The following is a 17565-nucleotide window of genomic DNA, read 5'->3' on the forward strand; positions in this document are numbered from 1 at the left end:
ATGATGAATATGCCAGCAACTAAAGCCGCCGTCGTCAAGGCGCCGGAACAACCGAAAACCGCGATCTCGGCCCTGTGGCGTCCGGCGCTGGTGCAAGCCTTCGTCAAGCTCGATCCGCGGCAACTGCAACGCGCGCCAGTGATGCTGGTCGTCGAACTGACGGCGATCCTCACCACCGTCCTGTGCTTTGTGCCGGACCCAGCGGTGCCGACTTTCGTCGCCGCGCAAATCGCCCTGTGGCTGTGGTTTACCGTGTTGTTCGCCAACTTCGCTGAAGCCCTGGCCGAGGGTCGTGGCAAGGCTCGCGCCGATAGCCTCAAGGCTGGCAGCGAAGGTCTGAGCGCCCGACGTAAAAAGACTGATGGGGCCTTTCAAGTGGTGCCCGCCACCAGCCTGCGCAAAGGCGATATCGTCCGCGTCGAAGCCGGGGAGATGATCCCGGGTGACGGCGAAGTGATCGAAGGCATCGCGGCGGTCAACGAGGCGGCGATTACCGGTGAATCCGCACCGGTGATCCGCGAGTCCGGTGGCGACCGCTCGGCTGTTACCGGCAACACCCGGCTGGTCTCCGACTGGCTGTTGGTGCGCATTACCGCCAACCCCGGTGAGTCGACACTCGATCGCATGATCGCTTTGGTGGAAGGCGCCAAACGGCAGAAAACCCCGAATGAAGTGGCGCTGGATATTCTGCTGATCGGCCTGACCCTGATCTTCCTGTTGGTGGTGGTGACTCTGCAGCCGTTCGCCCACTTCGCCAATGGCAGCCTGCCGCTGGTGTTTCTGGTGGCGTTATTGGTGACCCTGATTCCGACCACTATCGGCGGCCTGCTGTCGGCCATCGGGATCGCCGGGATGGACCGTCTGGTGCGCCTCAACGTGATCGCCAAGTCCGGTCGCGCCGTGGAAGCGGCGGGTGATGTGCATGTGTTGCTGCTGGACAAGACCGGCACCATCACTTTCGGTAACCGTCGTTGCACCGCGATTTATGCAGCGCCTGGTGTCAGTGCCAAGGAGCTGGCTGAAGGCGCATTGTTTGCGTCGCTGGCCGACGATACCGCGGAAGGCAAGTCCATTGTCGAATACCTGCGCGGACTTTATCCACAGCCTGAACCGGCCGCCGAGGTGCTGACTGCAGTGCCATTCAGCGCCGAGACCCGGTTGTCCGGTGTCGACTATCAAGGGCGGGTTTACCGTAAGGGTGCAGTGGACTCGCTGCTGACCTTCGTCGGTCTGCAACGCCGCGATTTGCCGTCGGCACTGTCCCGGGAAATCGACAAGATCGCCCAGAGCGGCGGTACGCCATTGCTGGTCTGCGTCGAGGGCAAATTGCTTGGGGCGATCCATCTCAAGGACGTGGTTAAACCCGGCATTCGCGAGCGTTTCGCCGAACTGCGCAAGCTGGGTATTCGCACCGTGATGGTGACCGGTGACAACCCGCTGACCGCCGCCGCCATTGCCGCTGAAGCGGGCGTCGATGACGTGCTGGCCGAAGCGACTCCCGAGAAGAAGCTGGCGCGAATCCGTCATGAACAGAATGACGGTCGCCTGGTAGCGATGTGCGGCGACGGTGCCAACGACGCTCCGGCGCTGGCCCAGGCTGACGTCGGCATGGCGATGAACGATGGCACCCAGGCTGCGCGCGAAGCGGCGAATATGGTCGACCTCGACAGCGACCCGACCAAGCTGCTGGACGTGGTGCAGATCGGCAAAGAGCTGCTGGTGACCCGTGGCGCGTTGACCACCTTTTCCATCGCCAACGACGTGGCCAAGTACTTCGCGATCCTGCCGGCGCTGTTCGCTTCGATTTATCCACAGCTCGGCGTGCTCAACGTGATGCACCTGAGCAGCCCGCAGAGCGCGATCCTCTCGGCAATCGTGTTCAACGCCTTGATCATCGTGGTGCTGATCCCGCTGGCTCTGCGCGGTGTACGAGTGCAGGCGGCGAGCGCAGCGGCGTTGTTGCGACGCAATCTGCTGATCTACGGCGTCGGCGGGATTCTGGTGCCGTTTGTGGGGATCAAGGCGATCGACATGGTGTTGACGGCGTTGCATCTGGTTTGACCGCTGAACGGGCGGGAAGGGCTTTTTGTGGCGAGGGAGCTTGCTCCCGCTCGGTTGCGCAGCAGCCGTAAACCCGGTGCATGCGGTATGCCTGAAGGAATGAGCTTGCAGGTTTTGGGGCTGCTTCGCAGCCCAGCGGGAGCGAGCTCCCTCGCCACAGGGTTATGTATTTCCAATTTGAGGATTCGATGATGTTCACTATGTTTCGTCCGGCCTTGAGCCTGATTGTTCTGATGACCCTGATTACCGGCGTGGCCTATCCGCTGGTGGTGACCGGTGTGGCCCAGGTGGCGTTCCCGGATCAGGCCAATGGCAGCCTGGTGCGCGATGCCGACGGCAAGGTTCGCGGCTCGGCGCTGATCGCCCAGGATTTCACCGGTGACGGCTGGTTCCATCCGCGCCCATCGGCCGGCGCCTTCGCCACGGTATCGAGCAGTGCCAGCAACCTGGCGCCGAGCAACCCGGCGCTGGCCACTCGGGTGATCGGCGATGCCAACACGCTGTTGGTGCCGGGGCAGGGGGCTGTTCCTTTGGCGTTGCTCACTACCTCTGGCAGTGGCCTTGATCCACACTTGCCACCCGCGGCGATTGCCTATCAACTGGCGCGAGTCGCGGCGGCCCGCAACCTGCCGGTGTCGACCGTGCAGCAATTGGTCGATGCGCATATCGAGCAGCCGTTGGTTGGCCCGCCGGTGGTGAATGTGCTGGCCTTGAATACAGCACTGGAAAAGTTGTAGATCTGCGTCGTAGCCATTCGCGGGCAAGCCCGCTCCCACAGGATCTGCGCCATGTGGGAGCGGGCTTGCCCGCGAAGACGGCCAAATAATCACCACATCAACACCTGAAAAAGAGATGCCCCAGCATGAGTGACTCCGGCCGCGCCGACGCGCTGTTAGCAGATTTACCCCGCGACGGTCGTGGTCGGCTCAAGGTCTTCCTCGGCGCCGCTCCCGGTGTCGGCAAGACCTACGCCATGCTTCAAGCGGCCCACACCCAGCTGCGTCAGGGTGTGAAAGTCCTCGCCGGCGTGGTGCAAACCCATGGCCGCGCGGAAACCGAAGCGTTGCTCGGTGTTTTGCCGCAGCAGCCGTTGGTCCGTTCCGAATACCGCGGCGTGATGCTCGAAGAAATGGACCTCGACGGCCTGCTCAAGGCCAGACCCAAGCTGGTACTGGTCGATGAACTGGCCCACACCAATGCACCGGGCAGTCGGCATGCCAAGCGCTGGCAGGACATTCAGGAACTGCTGGCAGCCGGCATCGATGTGTTCACCACGGTCAACGTTCAGCATCTGGAAAGCCTCAACGATCAGGTGCGCGGCATCACCGGTGTGCAGGTTCGCGAAACCTTGCCCGACTGGGTGTTGCAGGAAGCCTACGAACTGCTGCTGATCGACCTGCCGCCCCGGGAACTGCTGGAGCGTCTGCGCGATGGCAAGGTCTACGTGCCCGAGCAGGCGCGGGCGGCCATCGATGCGTTCTTCACCCAAACCAACCTCACGGCCTTGCGCGAACTGGCGATGCAGACCGCTGCGGCTCAGGTCGATAATGACTTGGCGCAAGGCTACCGGCAGCTGGGCCAGGCCGCTCCGACGGTACGCGGGCGACTCTTGGTGGGGGTCGATGGCGACGCGCAGGCCGAGCGTCTGGTGCGCCACGCCAGCCGGGTCGCCCAGCGTCGGCATCTGCCCTGGAGCCTGGTGCATGTGGATAACGGCAGTGTGCGCGACGAGCAGTCGCGTTTGCGCCTGCAAAGTGCCCAGCAACTGGCCGAACGTCTGGGCGGTGAGGTGGTATTGCTACGTGCCGGCGAGGTCGCGAAAACCTTGATTCAGCACGCCGCCGAACGCCGCGCCAGCCTGGTGCTGGTCGGTCAGTCGAGGCCGCGTTGGCGTCGTCGGCTGTTCGGCGGCGGCCTGGCCTCGCGGTTGTTGCGTGATGCCCGCGGGCTGGAAATCAACGTCCTCGACAGTGACGCAGATCAGCCGGCACCGCGCATGCGTGCGGCGCATTCGCTGGTCTGGTTCGATTATGCGTTGGCGCTGCTGGCGACGGTATTGGCCAGCGCCCTGGCCTGGGGAGTGGCCAGCGTGTTGGCGCTGCCGAATATCTCGCTGGTGTTCCTCGCCGCCGTGCTGCTGGTGGCGGTGCGCAGCAGCCTTGGCCCGGCATTGGCCTGTGCGGCACTGTCGTTCCTGACCTATGACTTTCTGTTCATTCCGCCGACTTTCTCCTTCCGCATCCAGCGCGAAGAAGACGTGCTGACGCTGTTGTTTTTCCTGTTGATGGCGGCGTTGACCGGTAACCTTGCGGCGCGGCAACGGCGGCAGTTGCAGGCATTGCGCGACACCCAGGAAGAGACCAGCGAACTGCTCGACCTGTCGCGCAAACTCACCGCGGCCACTGATCGTCAGGCGGTGATCAGTGCTGCTGCGCAGCATTTGAACGGCTGGAACGATCTGCAATTGTGCTTGCTCAACCGCGATGGTCAGGCTGGCTGGAAGGTTGAAACCGGTGGCCCACTGCAGTTTTCCGAAGCGGAGCGCGCTGCCGCCGACTGGGCCTGGCAACACGATCAACCGGCGGGCATGGGCACCGGGACCTTGCCATTCGGGCGTTGGTGGTGGTGGCCATTGTCGGTGGAAGAGGGGCCGCTGGGGCTACTCGGCGTGAGCACCAAAGACGGTCAGCCACTCAGCGGTCAGCGCCGCCGTTTGTTGACCGCGTTGAGCCAGCCGTTGGCTCAGGCGCTGGCCCGGGCGCAATTGGCCGAGGATCTGGAGGCAGCCCGCCTGCATGGCGAAACCGAGCAATTGCGCAGTGCTTTGCTGGCGTCGGTGTCCCACGATTTGCGCACCCCGCTGACCTCTATGCGCGGCAGCATCGACAGCTTGCTGGCCCTGGGCGAAGCGATCCCGCTGGAGGACCGTCGGGAATTGCTCGAAGGCACCCGCGATGAAGCCGAACGGCTGGATCGCTACATTCAGAACCTGCTGGACATGACCCGCCTCGGTCACGGCGCGCTGAAGCTGGCGCGGGACTGGGTGTCGCCGGCCGATATCGTCGGCAGTGCGCTGAATCGGCTGCGTGCGGTGCTGGCACCCTTGCAGGTCAGCACCGAGGTGCCGGGCGAATTACCGTTGCTCTACGTGCATGCCGCGTTGATCGAACAGGCGCTGGTCAATGTGCTGGAAAACGCCGCGCGTTTTTCGCCGCCTCAGGGGCGTCTGCAACTGTGCGCCGGCTCGACCGACAGCGAGCTGTTTTTTTCCGTAACTGATGAAGGGCCGGGGATTCCGGAAGCGGAGCGCGCAAAGATTTTCGACATGTTCTACACCGCCGCGCGGGGTGACCGGGGAGGGCAAGGCACCGGGCTCGGTCTGGCAATCTGTCAGGGTATGGTCGGCGCCCATGGCGGGCGTATCAGCGTGGCTGACGGTCTCGACGGTCTCGACGGTCGCGGCACCTGCATCACGATCCATCTGCCGTTGCAGGAGCAGCCCGGACTTGAAAGTGAAGCCTGACGTTCCATGCGCTACTCTTGCGCCACTTCTTTGTATTGATCGGAAACCATGAGCCAGACTGCGACCATTTTGGTCATCGATGACGAACCGCAGATCCGCAAATTTCTGCGCATCAGCCTGGCAACTCAGGGCTATAAGGTGCTGGAAGCCGGTACCGGCAGTGAGGGGCTGTCTCAGGCTGCATTGAACAAGCCCGACCTGCTGGTACTCGACCTCGGTTTGCCGGACATGGACGGCCAACAGGTGTTGCGCGAATTTCGCGAATGGTCGACGGTGCCGGTGCTGGTGTTGTCGGTGCGCGCCAGCGAAGGGCAGAAAGTCCAGGCCCTCGACGGTGGCGCCAATGACTACGTGACCAAGCCTTTCGGCATTCAGGAGTTCCTCGCCCGGGTGCGCGCCTTGCTGCGTCAGGCGCCGACGGGCGAAGCGCAGGAAGCGGCGCTCAAGTTCGGTCCGCTGACGGTGGACCTGGCTTATCGCCGGGTGCTGCTGGACGATATCGAAGTGGGGTTGACCCGCAAGGAATACGCGGTGCTGGCGCAACTGGCGCGGCACCCCGGGCGGGTCATCACTCAGCAGCAATTACTCAAGGATATCTGGGGCCCGACCCATACCGAAGACAGCCATTACCTGCGGATTGTGGTCGGCCATCTGCGGCAGAAACTGGCGGACGATCCGACTCGGCCGAGGTTTATCGTGACCGAGGCGGGGGTGGGGTATCGGTTGTTGAGTAGCGACAGTTTTTAAGGTTGTGTTGTCTGGTAAATCGCTATCGCGAGCAAGTCGGATCGCCGCACCGTCGCTCCCACAGTGGATTTTTTGTGTACACAAAATCTGTGTTCATGTAGGTCAAATGTGGGAGCGAGCTTGCTCGCGATGACGATAGCGCAATCACCACTGCACTAAAGGCATGACTCAATTCTGCTCATTCTCATACCGATCCAGCGTATCCCTGGCGATCTCCCGGCCCAAGGCGATCAGCTCCGGCGCTTTGTAAAACTCGAAGAACCGGCACACCCGCTTCGGCACGTTGATCAGGATATCCGGCGGGTAGCCGGCGATTTTGTATTGCGCCAGCGAAGTCTGCATGACCTCGAAACTCTGGTTGATTAAATCCAGTAAAGACGCCGGACCGACGTTGTCGATGATGAACGAACCGGTGGCTGACTTCGGTGCGCCCGGAGCGGCGGCCGGTTGCTGGGCTTGGGGCTCAGCCGATTCGAGCCACGGGTTGATGATCTCGCCGGCCTCCGCGCGCAAGGCCTCCTGCTCGAGCAGTAACAATTGTTCAGCCTGTTTGCGGCGAAACGGCAAACGCGAGCCGAGGGAGTCGATCAGGCTGTCGAACCGGACCTTGAACGCGGCGGGGCGCTGGATCACCGGCAATTGATAGTGCCCTTGGTTGGTCGAGTTGAGGTTGACCGCGATGATCAGATCACAGTGGCTCGACACCACCGGCACGATCGGCAGCGGGTTCAGCAGACCGCCGTCCACCAGCATTCGGTTGCCCTGCATCACCGGGGTGAACAGGCTGGGAATCGCCGCCGAGGCGCGCATTGCCTGGTGCAGGCAACCTTCCTGGAACCAGATTTCCTGCTGGTTGGTCAGGTCCGTGGCGACTGCCGTATAGGGGATACGCAGGTCTTCGATATTGATTTCGCCGACGATCTTGCGGATCTGCCCGAAGACCTTTTCCCCGCGAATCGCCCCGAGACGGAAACTGACGTCCACCAGGCGCAATACGTCGAGGTAGTCCAGGCTTTCAATCCAGTCCCGGTAATCGTTGAGTTTGCCAGCGGCGTAGATCCCGCCGACCACGGCACCCATGGAGCAACCGGCGATGCAGGCGATGTCATAACCGCGTCTTTCGATCTCTTCGATCACGCCGATATGGGCATAGCCCCTGGCCCCACCTGAGCCCAGCACCAATGCGACACGCTTTTTCATGACTCGCCCCTTCTCACAGCATGCGTCAACAATGCACCCATCGAGGGGCTCGCTTCAATCGCTGTGGTTGGATGGTGTAGGGGCAAGGTCGTTTTTCCGACAATCAACGACGGCAGGCGAGTATTCTCGCCCCAGCTATTCTTCAGGGGGGGCTAAGGCACTTTTTGCGGTGCTGGTCGTCATACCGTGCACGATTGTTTTTCTTTATTGAGGTGTCATCGATGAAAGCCTGGATCTGTCTGCCTTTGATTGCGTTGGTTCTGGCCGGTTGTGCCGGGAAATCGGCGTACCGTGAGAGTTGCGGTAGCCAGCTTGACGCGGCCTGGCATGAGCTGGACCTGGCCAAGGTTGAAGGTTTCGCGGGCACCGTCAGTTACTCCAAGGCGCTGTCCTTGTTGACCGGGGCCAAGACTCAGCAGCAGTTCGAAGCCTATGAAGGCTGTACGAAAAAAGCCGAGAAGGCCCGTTTCTATATCCGCGAGTCCCGCGCCGGTCGTTGACCGAAAAGCTTGATGATGTAGCGCAATGCTTACGGGCGTGTTTGCCCGCAAGCATTGCTGCGGTTTAAGGTCATTGTGTCTCCACCTCGATTGTTCGTTCGGGAGTAAACCTATGTCTGCCCTGGTTGATCGGTTGGTGGTTCAGGTGTTGAACCTGGACGTTCGCTTGCTGGCCTGCCAGGCGCGGTTGAGGGCGACGACCGATGATGAGGCGCTGCACGATTTGCGCACCACGGTTCGCCGTTTGCGCAGTCTGCTGCGACCTTTACGCGGTTTGCCCGGTGTCGAGCAATTGGAAGCCGCGGCGGCCGGGGTCGGGAACCTGACCACACCCTTGCGCGACCGGGAAGTCCTGGCCGCCTGGTTGCACAGTCACGGTCAGCATGAAGCGGCGCAGCGGCGCACGGTGCAAATGGCCAAGGCGTATCCTGCTGTGGCAGCCGGCCCGGAGCTGGCACGACTGTTTCTCATACTCGACGCCTTTCCGCGCTTTCTGCGAGCTTCCCAGCGTCAGGGATTTCTCAAAGGTTTACGTCGGCGTATCGAAAAGCGTCTGGCCAAACAGTGGAACGCGCTGGATAAAGCGCTGCACGATCCCGCACATGACCGGCATCGCTTGCGTCTGCTGATCAAGCGCGTGCGTTACGCAATCGAAGCCTATCCCGAACTGGATCGCTTGCCCGAACAGGCCTTGCCTCGGCTGAAAGCCGCTCAAGAGGCACTCGGTGCCTGGCATGATTGCTGGCAATGGCTGGCCAAGGCCGAACAAGAGCCTGATTTGCTGCCCTGTGTGGCAGTTTGGCGAGTGACCATGGCTGAGGCTGAAGGCAGCGCAGATCGCGTGCTGGATAAGTTGAGCAAGGCTTGCTTCAAATCCTGAACACACAGCAGGTCGCCCGTTGCATCGTCCGGCTACGAGAGTGCGGGTAGTCGGTAGCGTTCGGCTTATCTGTCCGGGTTTTTGGCTGGAATAGGTGCTGTGTAGTCATCGTCTGCTGGTTAAGATCCTTGGGTCTTTTTCCTGGCTTGAGGTTCTCATGCGCTTTTCTGATTTGGTCGATGCCGTTCGCAGCTATCCGTTGGAACTGTCTATCCCGGCGGAGTGGGCTCAGGGGCGTGCCAGTTTTGGTGGACTGGTGGCGGCTTTGCAGTACGAAGCCATGCGCGCAAAAGTCCCGGCGGATCGCCCGGTGCGTTCGCTGGCGATCACCTTTGTCGGGCCGGCCGAACCTGATGTGCCTATCAGCTTTGAAGTGGATGTACTGCGCGAAGGCAAGGCCGTCAGCCAGGTACTGGGCCGGGCCATGCAGAAGGGGCAAGTGGTGACTTTGGTCCAGGGCAGCTTTGGTGCCTCTCGTCCCTCGCAAGTCGACGTCGCGGCTGAACCGGCACCGGAAATGAAACACTGGGATGAGTGCCAGGAACTGCCTTACATCAAAGGCGTGACCCCGGAATTCATGCGCCACCTGGCGATGCGCTGGAGTGTCGGCGGTTTGCCGTTCACTGGTAACAAGTCGCGGGAGATGGGCGGTTGGGTACGTTTGCGTGGAGATGTGAAGGAAGAGCCACTGACCGAGGCGCATATTCTGGCGCTGGTGGATGCCTGGCCTCCGGCCCTGTTGCCGCACCTGAGCAAACCGGCGGCGGGCAGCACCCTGACCTGGACCATCGAATTCGTCCAGCCATTGCTGGCGCTGAACACGCTGGACTGGTGCAAATACCACGTAGTGATCGAGCATGCCCGCGACGGATACGGTCACGCGGCCGCGGCGTTGTGGAGCCCTGAAGGGCAGTTGATCGCCATGAGTCGGCAGACCGTTACCATCTTTGGTTAATCCCGATTAATGTGGCGAGGGGCTCTGTGTGGGAGCGAGCTTGCTCGCGATGGACTCAAGGGCGACGCGTTCATTCAGAAAACACGCGTAATCGTTAACGTCCTTCGCGAGCAAGCTCGCTCCCACAGTTGATCGCGCATCCCTGTAGGAGAAGGGGGGACGCCTAGCCCTTGCCCCCGAGGGGCCTTACAACTTGAGCTGCCCGATCGCCCTGCTCAATTCGCCCGCCAACATTGCCAGTTCGTGACTGGTGGTGGCCGAGTCGATGGTCTGTTGCACGGTATTCTCGGTCACGTCGCGAATGCTCACCACCGCGCGATTCATCTCTTCGGCCACCTGACTCTGCTGCTCGGCCGCCACGGCGATTTGGGTATTGCTTTCGCGCATCTGCGCCACCGCGCCGGTGATCTCTGCCAGTGCTGCGCTGGCTTCCTGAGCCTGCTGCACGCAATCGTCAGCCTTGAACGAACTTTCCTGCATAAAGTCCACGGCATCCCGGGTCCCGGCTTGCAGAGCGCAGACCATAAGGGTGATCTCGTCGGTGGAGGTTTGCACCCGTTTGGCCAGGTTGCGGACTTCATCGGCGACTACCGCAAAACCACGGCCCATTTCACCGGCTCGAGCGGCTTCGATTGCGGCGTTAAGTGCCAGCAGATTGGTTTGCTCGGCAATGCTGTGAATCACGCTGACCACACTGTTGATCTTCTGGCTGTCTTCGGCCAATCGCTGAATCATCTCGGCGGTCTGTTGTACGCCGCTGGAAAGCCCGGCAATTGATTTCTGCACACGACTGACCACCTCCTGCCCGCTGCCGGCCAGGGCGTCGGCGGTCTGCGACAAGTCGCGGGTCGCTCCAGCATGCTGGGCGATGTGGTAAACCGTGGCGGACATCTCGTTGATCGCAGTCGCGGCCTGATCGGTTTCGCTTTGCTGACCCAGCATGCCGTGGCGCACGTCGCTCATGCTTGATGCCAGCCGCGCAGCACCGACATCCAGTTGTCTGGCGGTGTGCGCCACGGTGTTGACCACCCGCTGATAACCGGCCTGCATGGCGTTGAAGGCGCTGGCCATCTGCCCGACTTCATCCTTGCACGCCAATGGCACGCGGGCTGACAAGTCGCCGGTCTTTTCCACGTGCAACATCACGTCTTTCAAGGTGTTGAGCTGGCTGAGCAAAAAGCGGATCAGCAACTGTGAGGCGCCAAGCATTGCCAGCATCAGGATGAATACCGCCGCCGCGTAGTTGGCCAGGCGCTCACCGAACACCTGGCTCAGGCTCGGGCCATAGGCGAGCACGGCGAGCTGTTGGCCGTCCGCACGGGACACCACCTCGGCACCCATCAGCGGGTTGTCGCCGAACAACGGCATAGGATTGAGCTCGACCCAACCGCTGGCGCTGGTCAGTTCGGGCAACGGTTGTTCGTGCAGGGATGGAACCTGGCCACGGTTGAAGCTCAGCACGTGGTCCGCCTTGGGCAAGGCAAGCCCTGCCGGCCAGGCATTGAGCAACCGCGCCTGGGTCTGGGCCGAGACTTGTGCGGCCTGGCTGCGGGCCTGCTGCTCGAGCTGTACGGCATACAGCACCAACAGCAGGGTCGTGATGAAGGCAACCGCGTTGACGGCCCAGAATTTGTATTTCAGCGAGATGTTGCTAAGCCAGGCACCCATGGAAGGTCTTCTCTGATAGCGGAAACAGTTTTGGCAAGGTGCCATTATTGTGCCGCTACTCAGGAGGAGGGTTGTTGATGTGGGTCAATGGCCGGGGGATGGGGCTGCAGATTTGTGTTGATTGTCAGGGCCTCTTCGCGGGCAAGCCCGCTCCCACAGGAGATCACCTGACCCTTGTGGGAAGGGCCGGGCGACGTTCGCTTGCCCGCGAAAGCAATGGTGCAGTCACCAAATAATCTGGCTGATTCACTCTATCGACGGCAGCCCATAAAACGCCCTCGCGCACGCCGTACTATGAGCCGCCACATCTTCCAGGCTCTCACCACGATGCAAGGCCACTTCGCGCAACACTTCCGTCAGGTACGCCGGTTCGTTGCGGCCGTTTTTCGGTTTCGGTCGCAGACTGCGCGGTAACAGGTACGGCGCATCGCTTTCCAGCATCAAGCGAGCACCGGGAATCTCGCGGACCAGCGGGTGCAGGTGAGTGCCGCGGCGCTCGTCGCAGATCCAGCCGGTGATGCCGATATGCAAATCAAGGTCGAGGTAGCTGAACAACGCGCGCTTCTCACCGGTAAAACAATGCACCACGGCGGCGGGCAAGCGGTCACGGAAGTCGCGCAGGATTTCCAGCAGTCGCTGGCTGGCGTCGCGCTCGTGGAGGAACACCGGCATTTGCAGCTCGACGGCCATCGCCAACTGTTCTTCGAGGACCTTTTCCTGTTGCGGGCGTGGCGAGAAGTCGCGATTGAAATCCAGTCCGCATTCACCCACGGCGCGCACGCGCGATTCTTTCAGCAGTCCGCGCAAGCGTTGCGCGCTGTCGGCGTTCCAGTCACTGGCCGAGTGGGGGTGAATCCCCGCAGTGGAGAACAAACGTTGCCCGGTTTCGTCCAGTTGTTGGCACAGTTCGAGCGCCTGTTCACTGCCCTCGACACTGGTACCGGTGAGGACCAGTTGGCAGACTCCGGCAGCATAGGCGCGGTCGAGTACTGCCTGGTGTTTGTCGGCGAAACTGGGGTTGGTCAGGTTGACGCCGATATCGATGAGTTGCATGGTGCTACCTCAGGCCAAGGCCGGAAAGCATATCAGAGCTCTAGATTTATAAGAAAAACCAAGAACTACAACGAGTTGAGGCTGTCTCTTGAGGCCGGAAGAACGCTTGGGTTGGTAATCCAGCAGTCTTTCGCACGTTGCCAGCGCTCCAGGCGCTCTGTTTCTGTTGGCCAACTTCCCGAACTCCTTCGTGAGGCTGGACAGTATTCTTTTCCGGAGAGCGGATGACGCGCCCCCAGGTTTTGCTTCTGCTGTGCTTGTCGTTGCTGCTGCCCATGCCGGCGGTTGCGCGTCTGGCCGGCCCTCTGGTCGCTCCTCAGGCGGGCCAGGTTCGCGACCTGGCGGAAATCCGCAGCAGCCGCGTCCTGCGGGTACTGGTCAACCAGAGTCGTAACAGTTCCGGCGAAGTCCAGGGCCAGACCATTGGCGTCGAATACCATCGCCTGCGAGCCTTCGAACAATACCTCAACGGCAACGCCCGTGACGGTCAGGAAATCAGCCTCAAGATCATCCCCAAAGCCAAGGACCAACTGCTCGGCGCCCTTCAGCGCGGAGACGGTGACCTGGTGGCGCCTGGTGAGTTACTCGACCCGCAGTCAGGTCATGCCATCAGCACCAGCGAGCCGATTGCCAGTAACGTGCCGTTGCTGTTGGTGGGGATCAAAGGCGAGAAGCGGTTTACCCGCCTGGAGCAACTGTCCGGGCGCACGGTGGCGCTGACCACGGGAAGCGCGGCGGGCGAGGCGATCAATCAGATCAATCAGAAACTGGCGTTACACAAGTTGCCGCCGGTCAAGGTCGAGTGGGTCGATCCGAGCCTTGCCGTCGAAGATGTGCTGGAGATGGTTCAGGCCGGGATATTTCATCTGACCATCGTCGAGCAACCGATTGCCGAGCGTTGGGGCAAGATTCTGCCCAGGCTGCGCTTCGATCGACAGGTGATCATCAGCGAGCCGGGCGAAGAGTATTGGTTTGTGCGGCGCGACGCGTCGATGCTGCGGGCGAGCATTGATCGCTTCCTGAAAACCTATAAAACACCGGCGGATCAGGACGTCGCGTTTCTGCGCATCTACCGGCGCTTGTACCAGGTCCACTATCCCTTGGCCCGTGCTGACCGCCAGCGTCTGGAAAAGCTGCGCCCGGTCTTGCACAAGCATGCGCGCGAACAGGGCATGGACTGGCTGAACCTGGCTGCCCTGGCGTTCAAGGAATCAGCGCTGCAACCGAACGCGAAGAGCGGCAGCGGCCCCACGGGCTTGATGCAAATTACCCCGTCTGCGGCCCAGCGGGTGGGGGTCAATGATATTCAGTCCCTCGACAGCAATGTGCAGGCCGGGGCCAAGTACCTGGCGCTGATCCGCCGCAAGTTCTTCGCAAGTCCCAAGCTCAACGAGCGCGAGCGCATGGCCTTTGTTCTGGCCGCCTACAACATGGGCCCGGAGCGGGTACAAGGCATGCGCACGGAAGCGAAGCGCCGTGGTTTGAATCCTGACCAGTGGTTTTTCCAGGTGGAGCGCATTGCCATGGAACAGGTGGGAATGAACGCCGTCAGCTATGTGAACAGTGTCAACAAGTACTACCTGGCATTCGATCGGGAACGGGATTCGCTGGAGCCCCAGACGCATGAGGTCGTCTCAAGGAAGTAATCGATAAATTTGATTGTTATGACGGGTTTTTTGCGCTTTTAACATGATATTTACTGATTAATATAGCGGTCAACCAACCCCTGTATCGAAAGGACGACACACCATGAGCACACTGATCAAAACCGCATTGTCTACCCGCGCTGGCTACGGCATGGCTGTTCTGCGGATCTTCGTCGGCATCATCTTCGCCGCCCACGGTGCGCAAAAGCTTTTTGGTCTGTTTGGCGGTTACGGTCTGGCCGGTACAGCGCAGTGGATGGAAAGCATCGGTCTGGCGCCGGGGCAGTTGATGGCCTTGCTCGCGGGCGGAACCGAGTTCTTTGGCGGCCTGGCACTGATCATCGGTCTGCTGACTCGCCCTGCGGCACTGGGTCTGACGTTCACGCTGCTGGTGGCGATCTTCTCGGTGCATATCAGCAACGGTCTGTTCATGGCCAACAACGGTTACGAGTTCGCGTTGGCCTTGCTGGGCGGCACAGTTGCTGTTCTGCTCGAAGGCGCTGGCAAGCTGTCGGTGGATCGCATCATCGCCAGGTAACAGGACTCACTGATTTTCTACCCGTAAAAAATCCGGCATCTGAAAAGATGCCGGATTTTTTGTGCCTATTGCTTAACCCTGCTGCTTGAACATCTCTGCGGCACGTTTGGCGATTTCTGCTTGCGACAGGTCCTCTTTGCGGGAGGAGATAAACCACAAATGACCGTACGGGTCTTTCAGCGTCCCTGAACGGTCGCCGTAAAACTGGTCTTTCACTTCCGAGACAACTACGCCTCCAGCGGCAACCGCCTGGGCGTATTGCTTGTCGACATCGTTCACATATAAATGCAGCCCCACCGAGATGCCGGCCTGTTCCGGGCTGCTCAGGGACGCGGCGTCGCAAGGGGTGGCAAGCATGATGGCCGAATCACCGATGCGCAGTTCAGCGTGGCCAATGTCGCCGTTGGGCATATCCAGGCGCATGACTTCAGTGGCACCGAAGGCTTTCTTGTAGAACTCGATCGCCTCGGCTGCTTTTTTGATGCCAAGGTAGGGCGTGATGCTGTGGTAACCCTCGGGTATCGGTTTAACGCTCATGTCGATTCTCCTTTTCTTGGGGAATGAATGTGATCCATCACCGTTTCCGGTCGATTCACTATAGGCCACGATAGGGCGGACAACCGAGGGGCCGACGGGCAGCACTGAGCGGACTGTACTGCTCGAAGTTTTACGCAACTGTCCATGGGTTTCGCTGAGTCCGTGGGATAGGGTCAATGCCTGACTGACCTTGATGGATTGCCCCATGACTCTTTCGCTGGATTTGCTGCTGGCCTTTGCCCTGTTTGCGCTGGTTACTTCCATAACTCCCGGACCGAACAACACCATGCTGTTGGCATCGGGTGTCAATTTCGGGTTCAACCGTTCCATTCCCCATATGCTCGGCATCAGCTGCGGCTTCTTCATTCTTGTGCTCGCCGTCGGGTTTGGCCTGGGTGCGGTGTTTCAAACCTGGCCGCTGCTTTATACGGTGCTGCGTTATGTCGGCGCGGCCTATCTGCTGTACCTGGCGTGGAAAATCGCGCATAGCGGTCCAGTCTCCGAGACCGGACAAGGTCACGCCAAACCCATAAGTTACTGGGGGGCGGCGGCATTTCAATGGGTCAATCCCAAGGCCTGGATCATGGCGATCGGTGCCATCAGCACCTACACGCCGTTGCAGGGTTATTTCACCAATGTGATTGTCATTGCCGCGGTCTTCGCCGTGATCAACCTGCCAAGCGTCAGCCTCTGGGCGGCCTGCGGCGGCCTGCGGCAGCCTGTTGCGCAATGTCCTGCGTGATCGGCGCTGGTTGCGCGTGTTCAATTGGGGCATGGCTCTGCTGTTGGTGGCCTCCCTGTACCCGATGCTGCACGAAAGCTTTAGCTGACTTGGGCTTCAACGGGGCGTGCGATGCCTGTTAAGCTCAACTTCAGGAGCGTTCCTACGCACTTTTAAGAGAAGTTGTCCTTCTTTAACTGCATCCGATCAGGTATTGCTAACGTTTGCCGTTTTGCGTCGCTCCCGGGGTGGCGCCGGTCAACGTTTCCACCACCGAGCACAGCTGATCCCGGAACACGCTCTGCGAGTCTTTGTTATGAATAAACGTCCTTTGTATTTCGACTATGCCGCCACCACGCCGGTGGATGAGCGGGTGATCCAGGTGATGGTCGACTGTCTGGGGTTCTGCGGTAACTTCGGTAACCCGGCCTCCAGCTCCCATGCCTATGGCCAGCAGGCCCGGCAAACGGTTGAGCACGCTCGCCGGCAGGTGGCCGAGCTGGTCGGCGCCGAACCTGCGCAGATCGTCTGGACCTCCGGTGCCACGGAATCCAACAACCTCGCGCTCAAGGGCGTCGCCCAGGCCCGCGGTGTAGCGGGTGGGCACATCATCACCAGTCAAATCGAACACAAGGCGATTCTCGATACGGCCAGGCAGTTGCAGGATGCCGGCGTCGCCGTGACTTATCTGGTGCCGGATGCCGAAGGTCTGATCAGCGCGCAGGCGGTCAGTGAAGCGCTGCGCGAGGACACCTTTCTGGTGTCGCTGATGCTGGTCAATAACGAACTCGGCACCCTCAACGACATCCAGGCCATCGGCCAGGTCGTGCGTGAACGAGGCGCGTTGTTTCACGTCGATGCCGCCCAGGGCGCTGGCAAAGTGGCGATCGATCTGGCCGAGTGGCCGGTGGATCTGATGTCGTTTTCCGCACACAAAATCTATGGACCCAAGGGCATCGGTGCGTTGTATGTCGGCCCGCGGGCGCAGCAGCGTTTGCAGGCGCAGATCCATGGTGGCGGGCACGAAGGCGGTTTGCGTTCCGGGACCCTCGCGACTCATCAGATCGCGGCCATGGGCGCGGCATTTGCCCTGGCGGCGGAGTTCTTTGACGAAGAGGCTGCAACCATCGTGCGTTTGCGTGAGCGGTTGCTGGAGCAACTCGGCAGTCTTCCTGGTGTCCGATTGAACGGCAGCGCAACCCAACGCATTCCCCATACCTTGAGCCTGACGTTCAACGAGGGCGAGTTCAACCCGGCGGCGTTGAGTGCTTCGATCGCTTTTTCGGCGACCTCGGCCTGCAACTCGGCGAGCAACGCGCCGTCCCATGTATTGCTTGCGTTGGGACATGACGCGCGGGCAGCGAGTCGTACGATCCGTCTGAGCCTGGGGCGCTTCACCACCGAGCAGGATGTCGATCAAGCGGCACAATTGATTAAAGCTTCATCCGCCAGTGCACCGGCGTTCTGGGCCGTTGCCCAGCCATAAGGGCTGATCCGCATCAGCACCCAATAAAAATGATCAGTGATTAGCAGGAG

General features: G+C 60.8%; 14 protein-coding genes and 1 pseudogene. 11 read left to right on the forward strand and 4 right to left on the reverse strand.

All coding sequences use genetic code 11. From position 1 onward, the window contains the following. Positions 1 to 3: 3 nt before the first annotated feature. The 4 genes from kdpB to AC3I0A_RS07355 all read left to right on the forward strand — a co-directional run bounded on the left by kdpB (position 4) and on the right by AC3I0A_RS07355 (position 6331). A complete protein-coding gene (gene kdpB, locus AC3I0A_RS07340) occupies positions 4 to 2061 on the forward strand; it encodes a potassium-transporting ATPase subunit KdpB (RefSeq protein WP_489376982.1) in 2058 nt (685 codons plus the stop codon). 191 nt (positions 2062 to 2252) lie between these two features. Further along, positions 2253 to 2798: a potassium-transporting ATPase subunit KdpC gene (gene kdpC, locus AC3I0A_RS07345; protein WP_489376983.1), complete on the forward strand. Its 546-nt coding sequence runs from the start codon at positions 2253 to 2255 to the stop codon at positions 2796 to 2798. Positions 2799 to 2923: 125 nt separating this feature from the next. Next, on the forward strand, positions 2924 to 5584 hold the full coding sequence (locus AC3I0A_RS07350) for a DUF4118 domain-containing protein (protein ID WP_489376985.1): 2661 nt from the start codon (positions 2924 to 2926) through the stop codon (positions 5582 to 5584). Between the two features lie 48 nt (positions 5585 to 5632). Continuing rightward, the gene (locus AC3I0A_RS07355) at positions 5633 to 6331 is read left to right on the forward strand and encodes a response regulator (protein WP_489376987.1); all 699 of its coding nucleotides are present in this window, start codon (positions 5633 to 5635) and stop codon (positions 6329 to 6331) included. 168 nt (positions 6332 to 6499) lie between these two features. Here AC3I0A_RS07355 and AC3I0A_RS07360 read toward each other — a convergent pair whose 3' ends face one another. After that, positions 6500 to 7531, reverse strand: a complete 1032-nt coding sequence (locus AC3I0A_RS07360; RefSeq protein WP_489376989.1) for a patatin-like phospholipase family protein — start codon at positions 7529 to 7531, stop codon at positions 6500 to 6502. Between the two features lie 221 nt (positions 7532 to 7752). Here AC3I0A_RS07360 and AC3I0A_RS07365 point away from each other — a divergent pair, with 221 nt between their 5' ends. The 3 genes from AC3I0A_RS07365 (at position 7753) to AC3I0A_RS07375 (ending at position 9866) form a co-directional block, all read left to right on the forward strand. Continuing rightward, the gene (locus AC3I0A_RS07365) at positions 7753 to 8031 is read left to right on the forward strand and encodes a hypothetical protein (RefSeq protein ID WP_489376991.1); all 279 of its coding nucleotides are present in this window, start codon (positions 7753 to 7755) and stop codon (positions 8029 to 8031) included. A 112-nt stretch (positions 8032 to 8143) separates the two neighbouring features. Beyond that, the gene (locus AC3I0A_RS07370) at positions 8144 to 8911 is read left to right on the forward strand and encodes a CHAD domain-containing protein (RefSeq protein ID WP_489376992.1); all 768 of its coding nucleotides are present in this window, start codon (positions 8144 to 8146) and stop codon (positions 8909 to 8911) included. A 157-nt stretch (positions 8912 to 9068) separates the two neighbouring features. Then, entirely contained in the window at positions 9069 to 9866 is a 798-nt protein-coding gene (locus tag AC3I0A_RS07375; RefSeq protein ID WP_489376994.1) for an acyl-CoA thioesterase, read from the forward strand. 186 nt (positions 9867 to 10052) lie between these two features. Here the strand turns inward: AC3I0A_RS07375 and AC3I0A_RS07380 are convergent, their stop codons facing one another. Both AC3I0A_RS07380 and AC3I0A_RS07385 read right to left on the reverse strand, forming a co-directional pair. Continuing rightward, positions 10053 to 11534, reverse strand: a complete 1482-nt coding sequence (locus tag AC3I0A_RS07380; protein WP_489376996.1) for a methyl-accepting chemotaxis protein — start codon at positions 11532 to 11534, stop codon at positions 10053 to 10055. 246 nt (positions 11535 to 11780) lie between these two features. Continuing rightward, positions 11781 to 12587 carry a TatD family hydrolase gene (locus tag AC3I0A_RS07385; RefSeq protein ID WP_489376998.1) on the reverse strand — a complete coding sequence of 269 codons (807 nt, stop codon included), beginning with the start codon at positions 12585 to 12587 and terminating at the stop codon, positions 11781 to 11783. Between the two features lie 224 nt (positions 12588 to 12811). On the opposite strand from AC3I0A_RS07385, the gene AC3I0A_RS07390 reads away from it, so the two are divergent. Both AC3I0A_RS07390 and AC3I0A_RS07395 read left to right on the forward strand, forming a co-directional pair. Continuing rightward, entirely contained in the window at positions 12812 to 14233 is a 1422-nt protein-coding gene (locus AC3I0A_RS07390) for an MltF family protein (RefSeq protein ID WP_489377000.1), read from the forward strand. A gap of 103 nt (positions 14234 to 14336) precedes the next feature. Then, a complete protein-coding gene (locus AC3I0A_RS07395; protein ID WP_489377001.1) occupies positions 14337 to 14771 on the forward strand; it encodes a DoxX family protein in 435 nt (144 codons plus the stop codon). A 72-nt stretch (positions 14772 to 14843) separates the two neighbouring features. On the opposite strand, the gene AC3I0A_RS07400 is transcribed toward AC3I0A_RS07395, so the two are convergent. Further along, positions 14844 to 15308, reverse strand: coding sequence for a VOC family protein (locus AC3I0A_RS07400; protein ID WP_489377003.1), 465 nt, complete (start codon positions 15306 to 15308; stop codon positions 14844 to 14846). Between the two features lie 205 nt (positions 15309 to 15513). Here AC3I0A_RS07400 and AC3I0A_RS07405 point away from each other — a divergent pair. Further along, positions 15514 to 16138 (forward strand): annotated as a pseudogene (locus tag AC3I0A_RS07405) (LysE family translocator). A 207-nt stretch (positions 16139 to 16345) separates the two neighbouring features. Beyond that, a complete protein-coding gene (locus tag AC3I0A_RS07410) occupies positions 16346 to 17515 on the forward strand; it encodes an aminotransferase class V-fold PLP-dependent enzyme (RefSeq protein ID WP_489377005.1) in 1170 nt (389 codons plus the stop codon). Positions 17516 to 17565 lie beyond the last annotated feature (50 nt).

This window comes from Pseudomonas sp. KH_024_B2 (assembly GCF_057839965.1).

What these genes read in the sequence shown, in the direction of transcription:
- kdpC (WP_489376983.1), top strand. Translation starts at nt 2,253, where the DNA reads ATGTTCACTATGTTTCGTCCGGCCTTGAGCCTGATTGTTCTGATGACC.
- AC3I0A_RS07400 (WP_489377003.1), bottom strand. Translation starts at nt 15,308, where the DNA reads ATGAGCGTTAAACCGATACCCGAGGGTTACCACAGCATCACGCCCTAC.
- AC3I0A_RS07395 (WP_489377001.1), top strand. Translation starts at nt 14,337, where the DNA reads ATGAGCACACTGATCAAAACCGCATTGTCTACCCGCGCTGGCTACGGC.
- AC3I0A_RS07350 (WP_489376985.1), top strand. Translation starts at nt 2,924, where the DNA reads ATGAGTGACTCCGGCCGCGCCGACGCGCTGTTAGCAGATTTACCCCGC.
- AC3I0A_RS07385 (WP_489376998.1), bottom strand. Translation starts at nt 12,587, where the DNA reads ATGCAACTCATCGATATCGGCGTCAACCTGACCAACCCCAGTTTCGCC.
- AC3I0A_RS07390 (WP_489377000.1), top strand. Translation starts at nt 12,812, where the DNA reads ATGACGCGCCCCCAGGTTTTGCTTCTGCTGTGCTTGTCGTTGCTGCTG.
- AC3I0A_RS07375 (WP_489376994.1), top strand. Translation starts at nt 9,069, where the DNA reads ATGCGCTTTTCTGATTTGGTCGATGCCGTTCGCAGCTATCCGTTGGAA.
- AC3I0A_RS07380 (WP_489376996.1), bottom strand. Translation starts at nt 11,534, where the DNA reads ATGGGTGCCTGGCTTAGCAACATCTCGCTGAAATACAAATTCTGGGCC.
- kdpB (WP_489376982.1), top strand. Translation starts at nt 4, where the DNA reads ATGAATATGCCAGCAACTAAAGCCGCCGTCGTCAAGGCGCCGGAACAA.
- AC3I0A_RS07410 (WP_489377005.1), top strand. Translation starts at nt 16,346, where the DNA reads ATGAATAAACGTCCTTTGTATTTCGACTATGCCGCCACCACGCCGGTG.
- AC3I0A_RS07365 (WP_489376991.1), top strand. Translation starts at nt 7,753, where the DNA reads ATGAAAGCCTGGATCTGTCTGCCTTTGATTGCGTTGGTTCTGGCCGGT.
- AC3I0A_RS07370 (WP_489376992.1), top strand. Translation starts at nt 8,144, where the DNA reads ATGTCTGCCCTGGTTGATCGGTTGGTGGTTCAGGTGTTGAACCTGGAC.
- AC3I0A_RS07355 (WP_489376987.1), top strand. Translation starts at nt 5,633, where the DNA reads ATGAGCCAGACTGCGACCATTTTGGTCATCGATGACGAACCGCAGATC.
- AC3I0A_RS07360 (WP_489376989.1), bottom strand. Translation starts at nt 7,531, where the DNA reads ATGAAAAAGCGTGTCGCATTGGTGCTGGGCTCAGGTGGGGCCAGGGGC.